The sequence below is a fragment of the Aquimarina longa SW024 genome (genome assembly GCF_001401755.1).
Classification (GTDB): domain Bacteria; phylum Bacteroidota; class Bacteroidia; order Flavobacteriales; family Flavobacteriaceae; genus Aquimarina; species Aquimarina longa.
On the sequence record NZ_KQ474101.1, the window covers coordinates 139,916 to 155,507 of the forward strand.

Annotated in this window: 16 protein-coding genes and 2 tRNA genes; 8 read left to right on the forward strand and 10 right to left on the reverse strand. The window is 30.3% G+C overall.

Features of this window, described 5'->3' with window-relative positions:
* Nucleotides 1-10 precede the first annotated feature (10 nt).
* The 6 genes from N456_RS14915 to N456_RS14940 form a co-directional block, all read right to left on the reverse strand.
* Nucleotides 11-1,690, reverse strand: coding sequence for a PhoX family protein (locus N456_RS14915; protein WP_062058914.1), 1,680 nt, complete (start codon nucleotides 1,688-1,690; stop codon nucleotides 11-13).
* Nucleotides 1,691-1,743: 53 nt separating this feature from the next.
* Entirely contained in the window at nucleotides 1,744-2,052 is a 309-nt protein-coding gene (locus N456_RS24540) for a hypothetical protein (RefSeq protein WP_158447905.1), read from the reverse strand.
* Between the two features lie 188 nt (nucleotides 2,053-2,240).
* Nucleotides 2,241-2,714 carry a hypothetical protein gene (locus N456_RS14925; protein ID WP_062058918.1) on the reverse strand — a complete coding sequence of 158 codons (474 nt, stop codon included), beginning with the start codon at nucleotides 2,712-2,714 and terminating at the stop codon, nucleotides 2,241-2,243.
* Between the two features lie 17 nt (nucleotides 2,715-2,731).
* Complete coding sequence (gene folE, locus N456_RS14930) at nucleotides 2,732-3,385, reverse strand: GTP cyclohydrolase I FolE (RefSeq protein WP_062058919.1); 654 nt, start codon at nucleotides 3,383-3,385, stop codon at nucleotides 2,732-2,734.
* A complete protein-coding gene (locus N456_RS14935) occupies nucleotides 3,375-3,779 on the reverse strand; it encodes a MerC domain-containing protein (protein WP_062058921.1) in 405 nt (134 codons plus the stop codon). Before N456_RS14935 ends, folE begins: the two co-directional genes overlap by 11 nt.
* A gap of 262 nt (nucleotides 3,780-4,041) precedes the next feature.
* Nucleotides 4,042-4,126 (reverse strand) — tRNA-Ser (locus N456_RS14940).
* A 172-nt stretch (nucleotides 4,127-4,298) separates the two neighbouring features.
* Between N456_RS14940 and N456_RS14945 the strand changes: the two genes are divergently transcribed.
* Nucleotides 4,299-5,372, forward strand: a complete 1,074-nt coding sequence (locus N456_RS14945; RefSeq protein WP_062058923.1) for a M28 family metallopeptidase — start codon at nucleotides 4,299-4,301, stop codon at nucleotides 5,370-5,372.
* A 59-nt stretch (nucleotides 5,373-5,431) separates the two neighbouring features.
* Here the strand turns inward: N456_RS14945 and N456_RS14950 are convergent.
* The 4 genes from N456_RS14950 to N456_RS14965 all read right to left on the reverse strand — a co-directional run bounded on the left by N456_RS14950 (nucleotide 5,432) and on the right by N456_RS14965 (nucleotide 9,806).
* Nucleotides 5,432-5,507: transfer RNA gene (locus N456_RS14950), tRNA-His, on the reverse strand.
* Nucleotides 5,508-5,565: 58 nt separating this feature from the next.
* Nucleotides 5,566-6,282, reverse strand: coding sequence for a bacillithiol biosynthesis deacetylase BshB1 (bshB1, locus tag N456_RS14955; protein WP_062058925.1), 717 nt, complete (start codon nucleotides 6,280-6,282; stop codon nucleotides 5,566-5,568).
* Between the two features lie 12 nt (nucleotides 6,283-6,294).
* Nucleotides 6,295-7,455: a trans-sulfuration enzyme family protein gene (locus N456_RS14960; protein ID WP_062058929.1), complete on the reverse strand. Its 1,161-nt coding sequence runs from the start codon at nucleotides 7,453-7,455 to the stop codon at nucleotides 6,295-6,297.
* A 116-nt stretch (nucleotides 7,456-7,571) separates the two neighbouring features.
* Entirely contained in the window at nucleotides 7,572-9,806 is a 2,235-nt protein-coding gene (locus tag N456_RS14965) for a tetratricopeptide repeat-containing hybrid sensor histidine kinase/response regulator (RefSeq protein WP_062058932.1), read from the reverse strand.
* 274 nt (nucleotides 9,807-10,080) lie between these two features.
* On the opposite strand from N456_RS14965, the gene N456_RS14970 reads away from it, so the two are divergent.
* The 7 genes from N456_RS14970 (at nucleotide 10,081) to lolA1 (ending at nucleotide 15,564) form a co-directional block, all read left to right on the forward strand.
* Nucleotides 10,081-10,719 (forward strand): peroxiredoxin, encoded by a 639-nt coding sequence (locus tag N456_RS14970; protein WP_062058935.1) that lies wholly within the window; start codon nucleotides 10,081-10,083, stop codon nucleotides 10,717-10,719.
* An 82-nt stretch (nucleotides 10,720-10,801) separates the two neighbouring features.
* On the forward strand, nucleotides 10,802-11,116 hold the full coding sequence (locus N456_RS14975) for a thioredoxin family protein (RefSeq protein ID WP_062058938.1): 315 nt from the start codon (nucleotides 10,802-10,804) through the stop codon (nucleotides 11,114-11,116).
* Nucleotides 11,097-11,354, forward strand: coding sequence for a DUF6952 family protein (locus tag N456_RS14980; protein WP_062058941.1), 258 nt, complete (start codon nucleotides 11,097-11,099; stop codon nucleotides 11,352-11,354). Before N456_RS14975 ends, N456_RS14980 begins: the two co-directional genes overlap by 20 nt.
* A 113-nt stretch (nucleotides 11,355-11,467) precedes the next feature.
* Entirely contained in the window at nucleotides 11,468-11,968 is a 501-nt protein-coding gene (gene tpx, locus N456_RS14985) for a thiol peroxidase (protein WP_062058944.1), read from the forward strand.
* Nucleotides 11,969-11,976: 8 nt separating this feature from the next.
* A complete protein-coding gene (locus tag N456_RS14990) occupies nucleotides 11,977-12,348 on the forward strand; it encodes a diacylglycerol kinase family protein (RefSeq protein ID WP_062058947.1) in 372 nt (123 codons plus the stop codon).
* A gap of 66 nt (nucleotides 12,349-12,414) precedes the next feature.
* Entirely contained in the window at nucleotides 12,415-14,871 is a 2,457-nt protein-coding gene (locus N456_RS14995) for an FtsK/SpoIIIE family DNA translocase (protein WP_062058950.1), read from the forward strand.
* A 60-nt stretch (nucleotides 14,872-14,931) separates the two neighbouring features.
* On the forward strand, nucleotides 14,932-15,564 hold the full coding sequence (gene lolA1 / locus N456_RS15000) for an outer membrane lipoprotein periplasmic chaperone LolA1 (protein ID WP_476726730.1): 633 nt from the start codon (nucleotides 14,932-14,934) through the stop codon (nucleotides 15,562-15,564).
* Nucleotides 15,565-15,592 lie beyond the last annotated feature (28 nt).

Sequence of the window (15,592 nt, forward strand, 5' to 3'; positions counted from 1 at the left end):
AGTGTATCGATTAAACTTCGATTTGATTTAAAGTATTCATTTTTTCGATTAAATCCCCTGTAATTGCTACAACCGCAGGCTTAGGAATACCATCTTCATCAAAAGGCCATTTACTTGTAGGGTTACTCTTATCTCTTGTTTGTTCTCCTGGATGTTGAACACTTAAAAATAAGGTTTTGCCATTTGGTGAAAACCAAGGACCTGTGAATTCGGCATCTCTTGGAGCAGAAGCAACCCGAATTACTTTTCCGGTATCTTTTCCATATCTTGGAATTACGAATAAGCTATTGTTTTTAAAAGGCATATAAGATCCATCTGGTTTATTCATAGCACTTCCTGAGATATCTGAAGTCATCCAAAGATTCCCTGATAAATCAAATGCTAAATTATCAGGACAAGAGAATCCGTTTTCTTCATTACCAGCTTTATAAGTAGTAGCTTTAAAGGTTAAGGCATCAAATTCTCCATTAGTTTCTACAATTTTTAGAATTGAACCATGGAAATCGTTTTTACTCTTGTTGTTGGTTAGTGAAACAAATATGTTTCCTGTTACAGGATCAATTTCAATATCCTCAGGACGATTTAACGCAGTAGCACCTAGTAATTTTGCAGCTTCTCTTGCTCTAATTAATACCTCTGTTTGGTCTTTAAACTTATTTTTTAAAACAGATTGATTTTCCCAATCTAAAGCAAGCCATTTTCCATTAATTGTATCTGCAACATAAAGCATTCCTTCTTTTAAAGATTGTGGTTTCGAAGAGATAAATTTATACAAATGTTCATTGTTTTTATCATCTCCAGTATAGGCAACTATTCGCTTATCATCTAACTCATATAAGGTACAGCATTCATGGGCAAATCTTCCTAAAGCAATATGTTTTTGAGCCGTTCCATCCTTAGGATTTACTTCTACTACCCATCCGTAATGTTCTGGGGGATACTTATAAAATTTTTCCCAACCTTGGCTACTTGGTCTATGACTAGCTACGTTATCTTTATCATATTCTGTTTCACCAAAAAAACTGTCATAGTTTTCTTCACAAGTAAGAAAGGTTTTCCATGGGGTAATGCCACCAGAGCAATTACTATGTGTTCCTATTACAGTAGTTTTTCCTTTGATAGGAATATCCCAGTTTAATTGAATCGGTGTTTTTGCAGTAATACGTCTATTAAGTGGGTCATTTTCAATAATTTTCCAACGTCCTTTTTCTTCCTTAATTCTTACAATGCTTCCGCCAACGTTGTACATTTCTTTATTTACCTGCTCTATAGTTCTATACTGAAATGGGTTTTCATATTTTCTATAATCAAAATCAGAAACAAAAAGCGGGTTTACATATTCATGGTTTACCCATAACAAGCCGTCATTAGGATTGCCATCATCAAAAGGGATAAAACATGTAAAATCATTATTAAACCCAAAGGTATCTTTATCACTAATTCTATCTCCCCATTTTATTATGGTATGATAATCTAATCCATTAGCCAATAATAAATCATCTTTATCAGAAGGAAATAAGCCTTCTAGAGGAAGTTTTTTTAGCTCATTAAGTCTTTCTGTAGATATGGTATTAAAGCCTGTTGTTGGTGTAGTTGTATTGCCACAACTTATTAAGAACTGAGGTGTGATGACAGAGCCTAACCCAGCTTTTCCAATAAAGGAAATAAATTTTCTTCGACTATACTCCATAATATTTTTAGATCAAATTATTTTACATCCGAACAAATTAGTGATTCATATTTTTAATTTAAATGATATTTGTTTAAACAAATTAAATCAGAATATATATCCGTAAATGTATCCTGATGTCTATTATATATTTTACCCTTTATTTTAATAGATTGATTTGATAAATTATTTAATTCTAATTGTAATTCTTTTATTTTTTTATTCAAATAATAAGAAAGAACTGAGAATTGACGATTACCTGTTTGCGTTGATGTTTTAGAGTGTTCCTTCTGCCTTGTAATTTCATTATAGAAATTATTTAATCCTCCAATATCAAAAAAAATATGGTTGCCTAATGCATCTAAAATGATTTGATTATCCATAGAAAGCACAAAATGAATTTCTCTAATATTATGTTTTTTAATTATTTCCTTTATATATTCAATTGTTTTACTATCATAGACAAAAGAATTACCAAGCGAAGTATAAAAATAGTTTTCAGACTTAAATGTCCTATTAATAATATATTCTAAGCAGTCGGTGGGACATATAAGGTAAAAACATTTTTGCATTAGACCACTGCATTTGGATTGTATGGAAATGAAGAATGGTGCAAATCAATTTTTAATTTCCCATCAATTAGTTTATACCCAAACGTATATTCAACTTTTGCCTCATTACCATTTAAATCAGTAAAAAAGTAATTCCCCATAGCAATTGCACGGTTTTCTTCCAAAATGAAATTTGAATTTTCAAACCTTACTTTTGTCCAAGGCTGAATAGCAAATCCTTTATCTTCGTTACATGCACGATCTTCTCCTGCAATGAAATAAGATAAAGCTTTTGGTTTAGTTGGTCTAAACTGTTCTATTTCACATTTGGTCGGTTTAAATGAAACTGAACCTACTTCATAAGCATAGGCTTTATCAAGAAATTCGTTAGCGAATTTCTCACATTCAATTCTGTTGTCTTTTAGTGCGCCAATTTTTACTACGCCTTTACCCCAATTGTTTTGAGCATCTAATACTTGTTCTTTAGTTATCATTTTTATTTTTTTATTTATTATGTTATTATTTTCAAGAATTCATTACGAGTTTCAGTTTCTGAAAAACAGCCTCCATATTCTAAAGTTGTAGTGAAGCTACTTTGATCTTTTATTCCTCTTGATGAAACACAAAGGTGTTTAGCTGTTACCGAGACAATAACATCTTTTGTTTCTAACACATCTTGCAAATCGTTAAGAATTTGAAGGACTAATCTTTCTTGAACTTGTGGACGACGTGCATAATAATCAACTAAACGATTGATTTTTGATAATCCTATTACCTTGTCTTTAGGGATATATGCCACATGAGCATGCCCAATTATTGGTAGAAAATGATGTTCGCAAGCGGAATCAATTGTGATATTCTGTTCAACCAACATTTTTTTATAACCGTACTTATTTTCAAATGTTGAAAGTTTTGGTTTATTAATTGGATTCAATCCATAAAATAGCTCCTTCACGTACATTTTAGCAACACGATAAGGAGTTCCAGATAGACTATCATCTGTTAAATCTAAACCCATCTCTTTCATTATCATTTCAAAATGATACTCTATATTTTTTATTTTTTCATCATCTGTTTTTTCGAATGCATCTGCACGTAACGGTGTTTTTATACTTGTTGAAAAATGATTGTCCCCAATTATTTGAACTTGTTCTTTATCTTTCATTTGTACAACATTTATCTGTACTACAATTACAGTGTTTTTTATTATAAAGGTGTAGTATCATTAAAGCAAATGCAGGAACATAAATAATAGCTTCTGATAATGGTAATAATTCTAGTTTTTCATTCATGATCACTAGTAATAATGCAAACCAACTTAACCATAATAAAGGTTTAACCCAATTAAGAGTAGTTGTTTTTGTGGACCAATAAATAGCAAAATAAGAAATAGTTAAGAAAAAATAATCCATAAACTTCCACCATGTAGGGGGGGCGTCACAACAGGTTGCTGAACCAGTCTGAGCTATAAAAAGAAAAGGAGTAGCAATACAATGAATGAGACATAATGAACTTGAGAGAGTTCCTATAATATCTGATTTCTGTTTTATTAATATCATTGATTTTTTTTAATACAAAACTTAGTTGCAAAACTAAAGAGGAATATTTTATAATGCAACTATGTTGCGTTTTATTTTGTAGATATATTTAATAAATAGGTAGAAGCATTGCTCAACCAATCTTAAATGAATTCGAATCTATTTTTAGTATGATTACTATAAAACGTTTTTGTTTTATACTGTTATTTAGTATTTGATAAAATTAAAAAAGCCTGTAAACATATTGTTTACAGGCTCTTAGTAGAATTTAGTAAATTCTCAGCGGAGAAAGAGGGATTCGAACCCCCGGAGGTGTGACCCTCAACAGTTTTCAAGACTGCCGCATTCGACCACTCTGCCATTTCTCCAGTGTTTAGTCTTATTCAGATATTCCCTGAATGCGGGTGCAAATATAATACCTTTTTTGGTTTTAAAAAGAAAAAAGATAAAAATATTTTTAAAAGCATTTTTTTTGTGATAACATTGATATAATCATATGCAATGAATTAAGTATATTGTGCATGTATAAATTTAATTTTCATGAAAAACCTTATCGTATTATTAAGCCTAGTTATAATTTGTAGCTGTGGTACTTGTCATAAATCTAATACAAATGATTATCAGTCTGAATCAGATTCGCATTCTAACATAGATAATGATGATGTGGCAGCTATGTATGCAGAAAGTATTACTGCAAAAGAATTAAAAGAATATCTATATACTTTTGCAGGGGATGATTTTGAAGGGCGTGATACTGGAGAGCCTGGTCAGAAGAAAGCTGCAGAATATTTGAAACAGCAATATAAAAAAATGGGAATACCTTCTCCTTTAGGAGGAGATGATTATTTTCAGGAAATTCCCGAAAGTTATTTTAGAGGAGGAATTAAATCCTCGGAAAATGTATTAGCCTTTATTGAAGGAACAGAAAAACCAAAAGAAATTGTTGTTATTTCTGCACATTATGATCATGTAGGAGTGGATGCAAAAGGGAATATTTATAATGGAGCCGATGATGATGGATCAGGAACCGTTAGTTTGTTAGAGATAGCAGATGCTTTTATGAAAGCTAAAAAAGATGGATTTGGTCCTAAGAGGTCTATTTTATTTTTACATGTAACAGGTGAAGAAAAAGGGTTGTATGGTTCTAAGTTTTATACAGAAAACCCAGTTTTTCCTCTCAAAAATACAGTAACAGATCTTAATATAGATATGATTGGACGGATCGATAAAAAGCATGAAGAGGATAGTAATTATGTCTATTTAATAGGAAGTGATAGATTGAGCACTGAACTACATAATATTAGTGAAAAGATGAATGAAAAGTATACTAAATTAAATTTAGATTATACATATAATGAAAAGAATGATCCAAATAGATTTTATTTTAGAAGTGATCATTACAATTTTGCAAAACACAACATCCCAATTATATTTTATTTTAATGGAGTACATGAAGATTATCATAAACCAACAGATACACCAGATAAAATAGAATATGATCTTATGACTAAGCGCGCACAATTAGTTTTTTATACTGCTTGGGATATTGCTAATAGAGAAAAACGAATTCTGGTAGACGTTTTTAATGAAGAAAAAAATAAAACTAATGAATAATTAAATTTGATAGGAAGAATAAAAAAAAGCCCTTATAAGGGCTTTTTTTTATTCTCAAAGGGTGGAAGACGGGATTCGAACCCGCGACCCTTGGTACCACAAACCAATGCTCTAACCAACTGAGCTACAACCACCATTTTAATTCGGGTGCAAAAATAAAGCTTTTCTATATTTCTACAAAACTTTTTTTAAATTAAATTAAATTAAAAATAGAATCAACTGCAATATAACGTTCTACAGTAAAACCTTCGGCATATTCTACACCAATAATTCTCCCTAAATCAGCCGCACGATATTTGGTGCTTTCTAAGAAATTTTTGCTAGATATAGGAGTAGTAGGTTCTTTACTGTTACTATCATAAAATTGTGAAGCATATGCCATAACGCTTTCCATTTTTTTGTCAATATGACTACTAATATCGACTACAAAATCAGGCTCTATAGTTGCCCATTGTATATAATGATACACATGTTTTGGTCTCCAAGGTTCCTGAGTGATACCGTCCAGAGTTGTTTCAATCTTTCTTAAGCCAGACAAAAAACAAGAATCACTGGTCAGTTTGCTTCCTTTGCCATGATCTATATGGCGATCTGTAACAGCATTACATAACACTATTTCGGGTCGATACTTTCTTAATATTTTAATGATCTCTAATTGATGATTTTGATCATTAACAAAAAAACCATCTTTAAAACCAAGGTTTTCACGAGTTGCGATACCTAAAATCGAAGCTGCATTTTTAGCTTCCTGATCTCTAATTTCAGGAGTCCCTCTTGTTCCCAATTCTCCTCGGGTAAGATCTAATATCCCTACTTTTTTGCCTCTACTAACTTCTTTTGCAATAGTTCCTGAGCAACTTAATTCTACATCATCCGGATGAGCACCTATGGCTAAGATGTCTAATTTCATATTTTAATATTTTTAATACTGTTTTTTTACTTTTTCTATAGCTTGTAGGATATCATGTATAATATCTTCTTTTTCCTCAATTCCTACACTAAGTCGTAGTAGTTCATCTTTTATTCCTTGAGAACTCCTTTCTTCTTTTTTCAGTAGTGCATGTGAGGTTAGGTGAGGAGATAGTATTGTACTTTCCACGCCTGCAAGACTCATGGAGCTTTTAATTAATTTTAGATTTTTTTGAAACAAATCGGCACTTAACCCTTCTTTTAATTCAAAAGATAACATGCCTCCGTATCCTTTCATTTGTTGTTTGGCGAGTTCGTGGTTGGGGTGTGATTTTAATCCAGGATAGTATACAGTAGAAATATCTTCATTTTTTTGAAGCCATTTAGAAATTTTTAGTGCATTTTTATTTTGACGTTCTACTCTAATTCCTAATGTTTTAATACTTCTTTCTAACATCCATACGGTAAAATCACTTAGATTGCCACCAAAATTTTTGGCAACTTCAAAAATTTGATTCACATTTTTTTCACTAGCAATTACTGCTCCTGCAAGAATGTCACTATGCCCTCCAAGATATTTAGTAGCAGAATGTACAACGATATCTATTCCTAATACAATTGGATTTTGATTTACAGGAGAGGCAAAAGTATTATCTACTATTGTAATAATCCCATTTTTTTTGCCTAATGCACCTATAGCATTAAGATCTATAATTGATAGTAATGGATTAGAAGGAGTTTCTACATATATTATTTTAGTATTTGATTGTATTTTATTTTCAAAATCTTCTATCGACAGAGAATCTACATAAGAAAAATCTATTCCATGTTTTTTAAACTCTTCATTAATAAGATTAGCAGTTCCTCCGTATATTGCACGTTGTAGAATAATATGATCTCCTTTTTGTAAAAAGGCAAATAAAGTAGTACTTATTGCTGCCATGCCACTACCAAAAACCAAAGAAGATTCTCCTTTTTCTAATTTGGCTATTTTTTTACATAAAGCTTCTTGGTTTGGAGTATTAAAATATCTGGGATAACGTTTTGTTTCTACATCTTCAAAAGCATAAGATGTAGATAAGTATATTGGAGATATAGCTCCTTTGAATTGTTGATCCTTAATTTCGCCAAAATGAGTGCAGATAGTGTTAAAACCTATATTTTTTGTGTTCATAATTTAAGCAATAAATAGTGTGATATATGCATCTAAATTAAGATAATCAAAAGAAACTAGATAAGGGTTTAACAGATTTAAATTAAAGAAGGGGTGTTTTTTAAATTAATTGCTACCTAACATATTTTTACTTTAGAAATATTTCTCATTATAGTCTGAAAAAATTGTTGAGTATCATAAGGTTTAATAATAATATCATTCATCCCTACTGATAGTGCTTGATTTTTGATCTCTCCTTCTTCTACAGCAGTTAATGCTATAATTGGTATGTTGGAGAAAGTACGTATTACTTTGGTAGCTTCGAGACCATTCATTCCAGGCATATTGATGTCCATTAATACTAAGTCGAATTTTTCATTTTTTATCATCTCGATGGCATCTATACCATTATTAGCGATATTACAGGTGTATTTTTTCTTTTTAAGAATATTTTGAGTAACAATTTGATTGATTTTATTGTCATCTACAATAAGAACATTAAAATTACTTGTTCCGATACTTAAATTTTCCCTAGTATTTAAAGAAACCCCTTCTTCTTTAATAGCTTTTTCGTACGAAAGATCAAAATAGAATTCAGAGCCTTTAGTTTCTTTACTTTTTATATGAATTTCACTATCATGTAGATGTATTAATTTTTTTACAATAGCCAATCCTAACCCTGTTCCTTCATATTCTTGATTGTCATTTTTTACCTGAGCAAAACTGTCAAAAATAGTTTGTTGTTTATTTTTTGGTATTCCTATTCCATCATCTTTTACAGTAAATCTTAAAAGATGGCTACTTTCATTGTTTTCTATAGATTTTACATTAATCCATATATTTCCATCTCTAGTGAATTTAAGTGCATTACCAATTAAATTTATTAGTATTTGAGAAAGCCTTACGGAGTCACCTAATAAAGTAGTGTTTATTTTACTATCGATATCAATATGAACGGTATTCTTATTACTCTTTTGTTTAGTATGTAAAGAGTTTACAATTCCCTCTATTAATGTTTTGATATCAAAAGATACTTTTTCTAATTTTATCTCGTTAGTTTCTATTTTGCTGAGTTGTAAGACATCATTGATTAATGCTAGTAGATAATCTCCAGAAAATTTTAATGATTCTAAATATTCATTTGTCTTTTTCTTATCAGGATTCTCCATTAGTAATGAAGTAAGACCAATAACTCCATATAAAGGAGTTCTAAGTTCATGGCTAACTGTAGAGATAAATTGAGATTTAAGAGTAGATACCTGCTCCGCAGTTTCTTTAGCACTAATTAGTTCTTTATTCTTATTAATCAAATCATTGTTTAGCCTTTTCTTTTGGATATTATTTTTATAAGCACTAATTAAAAAAGTTAGTGAGATTAGGATTAATATGACTCCTAATATGATACTCATTCTCCATTTTAAAACTTCTGATTCACTTTCTTTTTGTTCTGATTCTGCCTTTTTTGCTCTTTTCTCAAAAATATCAACTTCATATTTGATATTAGCACGTCTCAATTCCTTTAATTTTTTATAATCTTTTGCTTTTAAGATATTTTGAAACTGTGTTTTTTGATAAAAATATGCTTTTTTATAGTCATCTTGTTTGACATAGAGTTCAGATTTGGTTTCATATGAAGAAGCTAGTTCCTCATAATATGTAGAAATGAGCTCGTCTTTATTATTTTTATTTTTGGTTTCTCCTAGAGCATATGATATTGCTTTATCGGTATATTGTTCAGCCTTTTCAAACTGGCGTATACTTAAATAGTATTTTCCTAATAACTCATTTAATTTTGTTTTAATAAGATTAGAAGAGTTTTTATGAACAAATTTTCGTGCAGGAGCCAGATATTCATATGAGCTGTCAAAATCATTCCTAGAAATATAATACTCCCCTAGATTAAGTAGAGGTCTTATCATTCTGGAGGTGTCATTTAATTGTACAGCATATTCATAAGATCTTTTGTAGTAGTCAAGACCTTTCTTTCTAGTAAGGTTATGTTTAGTGTATACTCGAGCAAGGTTGTTATAAAGATCTGTTTCTAATATTTTACTTTTAGAGCTACGAGCATAAGTTAAAGCTCTTCTATAATTGTTTATAGCTTTATCATCATCTTCACTTGTCTCATAATTTTTGGCTATAATATTATAGATATGCCCGAGACTTTTTTCATCGTTATTATACAGCGCATTTTGAAGCGCCGCTTTTGCTATTTCTAAAGATTTTTCATATTTGTACTCTTCTTGTAATTTTTCAGCTTTTTCAATATAACTTTGAATACTATCCGAAATTAAGGAAGATTGTGATTGTACAATTTGAGAAAAACCAATTAAAAATAAGATAATTATATTTTGAATATAGTTTTTCAACATACAGTAATTGTTGATTCATTTTCGTTGACGAAAATACAAAAATAGATTTAAGATGATGTAATTCAACGTAAGAAAAGTGTAATTTATCTATATGAGATGTAAGTGTAAGATTTGTTTTGTAGGAATTTTTGTTGTTTTTGTGTTAAATCTGCTAATGATTAGAAAAAACTATTTAATTATAAAAAATTAAAATTGTGTAGCAATAATTCTTCTATAAGTAGACGTATATTTGTGGTGTTAAAAAACAATTATAAATATTTTAAAAAACAAAAATATGGCGTTTGTAGGTAAAAAATTTCCAAATCTAGAAGTTGATGGAATGAATGAGATGGGGGATACTTTTAAACTTAATGTTTTAGAAGAAGCTAAAAATAAAAATAAAAAAGTACTACTTTTTTGGTATCCAAAAGATTTTACATTTGTTTGTCCAACAGAACTTCACGCTTTTCAAGAAGCTTTAGAAGAGTTTGAAAAAAGAAATACTATTGTAATAGGAGCTTCTTGTGATACACCCGAAGTACACTTTGCATGGTTAAATACTTCTAAAGATAATGGGGGTATAGAAGGAGTAACATACCCAATTTTAGCAGATTCTAATCGTAATCTTTCTAGTACTTTAGGTATCCTAGATATTACAAACGAAGTTTATAATGACGAAACAGGAGTTGTAACTGTAGAAGGTGACAATGTAACTTATAGAGCTACGTATTTGATAGATGAAGAAGGAACTGTTTTTCATGAAGGAATAAACCATATGCCAGTAGGTCGAAATGTAGCAGAGTTTTTAAGATTAATTGATGCATACTCACATGTACAAAAAAATGGAGAAGTATGTCCTGCTAACTGGGAAGAAGGAAAAGATGCAATGAACGCTAATAGAGACGGTGTAGCTTCTTACCTTGCAGCACATTAATAAATAAATAATTTTATACGTTTTCTCTGAGGAAAATTGACTTCAGAGAAAACGTATTATGATTTTTAATTAAAATATTGTTATGTTACAAGAATTAGCAGAGGATAACCTTTCTCAACTTATAGAAGAAAACACAACGGTGATTGTTCAATATTCTGCCTCATGGTGTGGGAATTGCCGAATAATGAAACCAAAATTTAAAAAATTAGCTTCACAACACGATACAGCTGTATTTGTAATAGTTGATGCAGAGAAGTATACTGAATCAAGAAAACTAGCAACAGTGGATAACCTACCTACATTTGCTACATTTAAAAGTGGAGCTTTTGTAAATCAGGTTCAAACCAATAAATTTGATATTCTTAAAGAATTAGTAGATGAAGTTGCCAGTAATTAAACATCTTACAAGTTTTATAGAAGAAAACGATGAAGATTTTATAGTAGAAACCATTGAAACACTAGAATCTTTAACAGAGATCCCGTCACTTAAAGATGAAGAATTAGATGTTATAGGAGAATTAATCTCTAATATGTATGGAGCGTTAGAGGTTGATAAAATGATTAAAAATGGGACTCCAAAAAAAGAAGCATTAAATAGCTTTATGAAAAGAGTTCTTGGATCAATAGATACTTAAAATAGAAAAAAAACGTTCTAGCTAGCAGATGTTTTTTTATTTTTCAAAAAATCATTATTATTACATTATAATCTCACTAATTTATAAATTTTAGAACACACAAAAACAATATTATGGCTTCAATTACATTAAAAGGAAATGCAATTCATACAAGTGGAACTCTACCCGAAGTTGGAGATACGGCTCCAAACTTTGAATTGGTTAATACAGATTTGTCAACAACAAAACTATCAGATTATAAAGGAACCAGAGTTATTTTAAATGTTTTTCCATCTGTAGATACAGGGATTTGTGCAGCTTCCGTGAGAGCATTTAATAAAGAGGCAAGTAATTTATCTAATACAAAAGTTTTATGTATTTCTCGAGACTTACCATTTGCTCAAGATCGTTTTTGTGGAGCAGAAGGATTAAAAAATGTAATTAATCACTCTGATTTCAAAACAGGAGAATTTGGTAAAAATTATGGATTAGATATTATAGATGGTCCATTACAAGGGTTGCACTCTAGAGCAGTTATTGTTGTTGATGAGCAAGGAGAAATTATTTATAAAGAGCAGGTTCCAGAAATTGTACAAGAACCAGATTATTCTGCAGCCTTAAAAGCATTATCTTAATATTTATTATGGGTAGTAAAATTGTGCAATTTGCACTAGGTAGACTCCGCGGTTGTGGTTATGCTTTTAAAGGAGCATTATTACTGATCAAAACAGAACCAAGTATACAAGTTCAATTTACAATTGCTGTACTAATGACTGTACTAGGATTTTATTTTAGAATTACTACAATCGAGTGGGGTTTACAAATTTTTGCTATAGGTTTAGTGATTAGCGTCGAAGGAGTAAATACTGCAATTGAAGCAATCGCTGATTTTATTCACCCAGATTTTCATAATAAAATAGGTTTTATAAAAGATATTGCTGCAGGAGCTGTTTTTATTGCCGCAATAATTGCAATACTAATAGGACTGTTAATATATATACCATATTTGATTTAGAATTTTTTTAGGCATTTTTACGTTCCAATATAGATATTCGTATTTTTGCGATTAGATACCCAAAAAATGGCCAAAAGAAAGGTAAGTACAAAAAAGACAACGACAAAAAAAGCTACAACTTCATTAAAAGAAAAAGTAGGATTATCAAGACAACAGAAAGTTGTTTTTGGTAGTTTCTTGTTCTTTTTAGGTATAGGATTATTCTTTGCTTTTATTTCGTTTTTCTTTAATTGGAAAGTTGATCAAAGTGAAATATCACAATTTTATAATAGAGCGTCATCTGCTAAAAATTGGTTGAGTAAATTTGGAGCTGTTGTAAGTCATTTTTTTATTTTTAAAGGATTTGGTATATCTGCTTTAATTATTCCTGTCTTAACTTCTTTAACAGGAGTATACTTGTTTTTTGATCTTAATAGAAAAAAATTACTAGGATTTTGGTTTTGGGGAATATTAGTAATGCTTTGGATAGCTATTGTTTTAGGATTTGTAGAAAAAGAAGAAGGATTGTTAGCAGGAGTAATAGGGTATGAAACTAATGATTTTTTAAGAGATTATATCGGTTTTATAGGAACAGTTTTAGTTCTAGCTTTTTTTGCAATAGTATATATTGTTGTTAGGCTTAAATATACTCCTGAGAAATTATCCAACTCTTTGAAAAATACTCAAAAAACTATCGTTAAGGATTTTGAAAAAACTTCAAAAACAAATAAAGATCCTTCTATAGAAAAGCAATATTCTACTACTGCAGAAAAAATCATAGATACATCTAATGATAAACAGAAAATTGAAATAGAAAAAGAGAAGACTGATATTGCTAGTTCTAATACAGGAGAAATTACATTAACCCCTACGATTAATGACTCCTATAATGATAAAAGTAAGCATACCGACGAAAATTTAGAAAAATTAGTTATAAAATCCAAAGATAACCCAGAGGATATCGCTATGGAGGTTGAAACGACAATAGAAGAAGAAGTTGTAGAGAACCTAAGTGACCAATTAGTTAAAGATTTTGGTGAGTTTGATCCTAAATTAGAGTTAGGGAATTATAAATTCCCAGCAATCACTCTTTTAAAAGATTATACTGTACAGACAGGAGGTATTACTATTGATCAAGGCGAGTTAGAAGAAAATAAAAATCGTATTGTTGAAACACTTAAGAATTATAAAATAGAAATAGCTCAGATAAAAGCTACAGTAGGTCCTACCGTAACACTTTATGAGATTGTTCCTGAGGCAGGGATAAGGATATCTAAAATAAAAAACCTCGAAGATGATATCGCATTATCGTTAGCAGCTTTAGGGATTCGTATAATCGCTCCAATACCAGGTAAAGGTACTATAGGGATAGAAGTACCTAACAAAAAAGCTACAATTGTGTCAATGCGATCAGCTATTGCATCTTCTAAGTTCCAGAATGCAGAAATGGAATTACCACTGTCACTAGGTAAAACAATTTCTAATGAAACATTTGTAGTAGATTTAGCAAAAATGCCTCACCTTCTTATGGCAGGTGCTACAGGACAAGGTAAATCTGTAGGACTTAATGCAATACTTACGTCATTATTATATAAAAAACATCCAGCAGAAGTAAAATTTGTATTGGTAGATCCTAAGAAAGTAGAACTTACTTTATTTAATAAGATTGAACGCCATTATTTGGCAAAATTGCCAGATACAGAAGAAGCTATAATTACAGATAATACTAAAGTAATTAATACACTTAATTCTTTATGTATAGAGATGGATACTCGCTACGATTTGTTAAAGTTGGCAATGGTACGTAATATTAAAGAATACAATGTTAAATTTAAAGCTAGGAAATTAAACCCAGAGAATGGGCACCGCTTTCTACCATATATTGTTCTTGTAGTAGATGAATTTGCAGATCTAATTATGACTGCAGGTAAAGAAGTAGAAACTCCTATAGCCAGACTAGCTCAGTTAGCAAGAGCTATTGGAATACATCTTATTATAGCTACCCAACGACCATCAGTAAATGTGATAACAGGAATGATTAAAGCTAACTTTCCTGCTAGGATTGCATTTAGAGTAACCTCTAAAATAGATTCGCGTACAATTTTAGACACAGGAGGAGCAGATCAGTTAATTGGTAGAGGAGATATGCTATTTACACAAGGAAACGATGTCGTACGAATACAATGCGCTTTTGTCGATACCCCAGAAGTAGAACGAATAACAGAATATATTGGTAGTCAAAAAGCGTATCCTGATGCACATTTATTACCAGAGTACTTAGGAGAAGAAAGTGGCACAAGTCTTGATATAAATAAAAAAGATAGAGATAAACTTTTTGCCGAAGCAGCAGAAATAATTGTAACAGCTCAGCAAGGATCAGCGTCTTTGTTACAAAGGAAATTAAAATTAGGATATAATCGTGCAGGGAGATTAATTGATCAATTAGAAGCAGCAGGGATTGTAGGTCCGTTTGAAGGAAGTAAAGCAAGGCAAGTTTTGATTACTGATCTAGTATCGCTTCAACAATTATTAGATAATGAATAATAAACTATTTTGGAGATTCCGTGATAGATAGAATAAATTAAACGAAGAATTACAAAAATGATTAAGAAGATATTACTTTTACTATTTATATTTTGTGTAACTACTATACAAGCACAAAGTGCCAAATCCTTATTAGATGAAGTCTCTAAGAAAGTAAAAAGCTACACTAATATGGTTATTGGCTTTAAATATTCTATTCATAATCAAGCAGAGAATGTTTCTCAAGAAACCAGAGGAGAGGTAATACTACAAGGAAATAAGTATGTCCTTAATTTAATGGGTACAGAGCAGATGTATGATGGTAAAAAATTACATGTGATTATCTCAGAGGATGAAGAAATAAATATTTCATCTCAGAATGAAGAAGATGGGACTAGTATAACCCCTTCAAAAATGCTTACTTTTTATGAAGAAGGATATTCGTATAAAATGGATATTGTACAAGATGTAAAAGGTAGAAAAATTCAATATGTTAAATTGACTCCGATTGATTCTAAAAGCGATTTAAAAGAAATACTATTAGGTATTGATAAGCAAACAAAACATATTTATAAAATGATTCAAAAACAAAATAATGGTACTAATGTAACCATTACCGTAAATAATTTTAAAACAAATCAACCATTATCTGAAACGTTATTTGTTTTTGATGAATCAAAATATAAAAATTATTATATTAATCGCTTAGATTAAAAAAAATATAGTACAAAAAAGAACGGGT

Excerpts from the sequence above, each read along its gene's own strand:
- N456_RS14915 (WP_062058914.1), bottom strand. The coding sequence starts at position 1,690 with ATGGAGTATAGTCGAAGAAAATTTATTTCCTTTATTGGAAAAGCTGGG.
- N456_RS24540 (WP_158447905.1), bottom strand. The coding sequence starts at position 2,052 with ATGGATAATCAAATCATTTTAGATGCATTAGGCAACCATATTTTTTTT.
- N456_RS14925 (WP_062058918.1), bottom strand. The coding sequence starts at position 2,714 with ATGATAACTAAAGAACAAGTATTAGATGCTCAAAACAATTGGGGTAAA.
- folE (WP_062058919.1), bottom strand. The coding sequence starts at position 3,385 with ATGAAAGATAAAGAACAAGTTCAAATAATTGGGGACAATCATTTTTCA.
- N456_RS14935 (WP_062058921.1), bottom strand. The coding sequence starts at position 3,779 with ATGATATTAATAAAACAGAAATCAGATATTATAGGAACTCTCTCAAGT.
- N456_RS14945 (WP_062058923.1), top strand. The coding sequence starts at position 4,299 with ATGAAAAACCTTATCGTATTATTAAGCCTAGTTATAATTTGTAGCTGT.
- bshB1 (WP_062058925.1), bottom strand. The coding sequence starts at position 6,282 with ATGAAATTAGACATCTTAGCCATAGGTGCTCATCCGGATGATGTAGAA.
- N456_RS14960 (WP_062058929.1), bottom strand. The coding sequence starts at position 7,455 with ATGAACACAAAAAATATAGGTTTTAACACTATCTGCACTCATTTTGGC.
- N456_RS14965 (WP_062058932.1), bottom strand. The coding sequence starts at position 9,806 with ATGTTGAAAAACTATATTCAAAATATAATTATCTTATTTTTAATTGGT.
- N456_RS14970 (WP_062058935.1), top strand. The coding sequence starts at position 10,081 with ATGGCGTTTGTAGGTAAAAAATTTCCAAATCTAGAAGTTGATGGAATG.
- N456_RS14975 (WP_062058938.1), top strand. The coding sequence starts at position 10,802 with ATGTTACAAGAATTAGCAGAGGATAACCTTTCTCAACTTATAGAAGAA.
- N456_RS14980 (WP_062058941.1), top strand. The coding sequence starts at position 11,097 with ATGAAGTTGCCAGTAATTAAACATCTTACAAGTTTTATAGAAGAAAAC.
- tpx (WP_062058944.1), top strand. The coding sequence starts at position 11,468 with ATGGCTTCAATTACATTAAAAGGAAATGCAATTCATACAAGTGGAACT.
- N456_RS14990 (WP_062058947.1), top strand. The coding sequence starts at position 11,977 with ATGGGTAGTAAAATTGTGCAATTTGCACTAGGTAGACTCCGCGGTTGT.
- N456_RS14995 (WP_062058950.1), top strand. The coding sequence starts at position 12,415 with ATGGCCAAAAGAAAGGTAAGTACAAAAAAGACAACGACAAAAAAAGCT.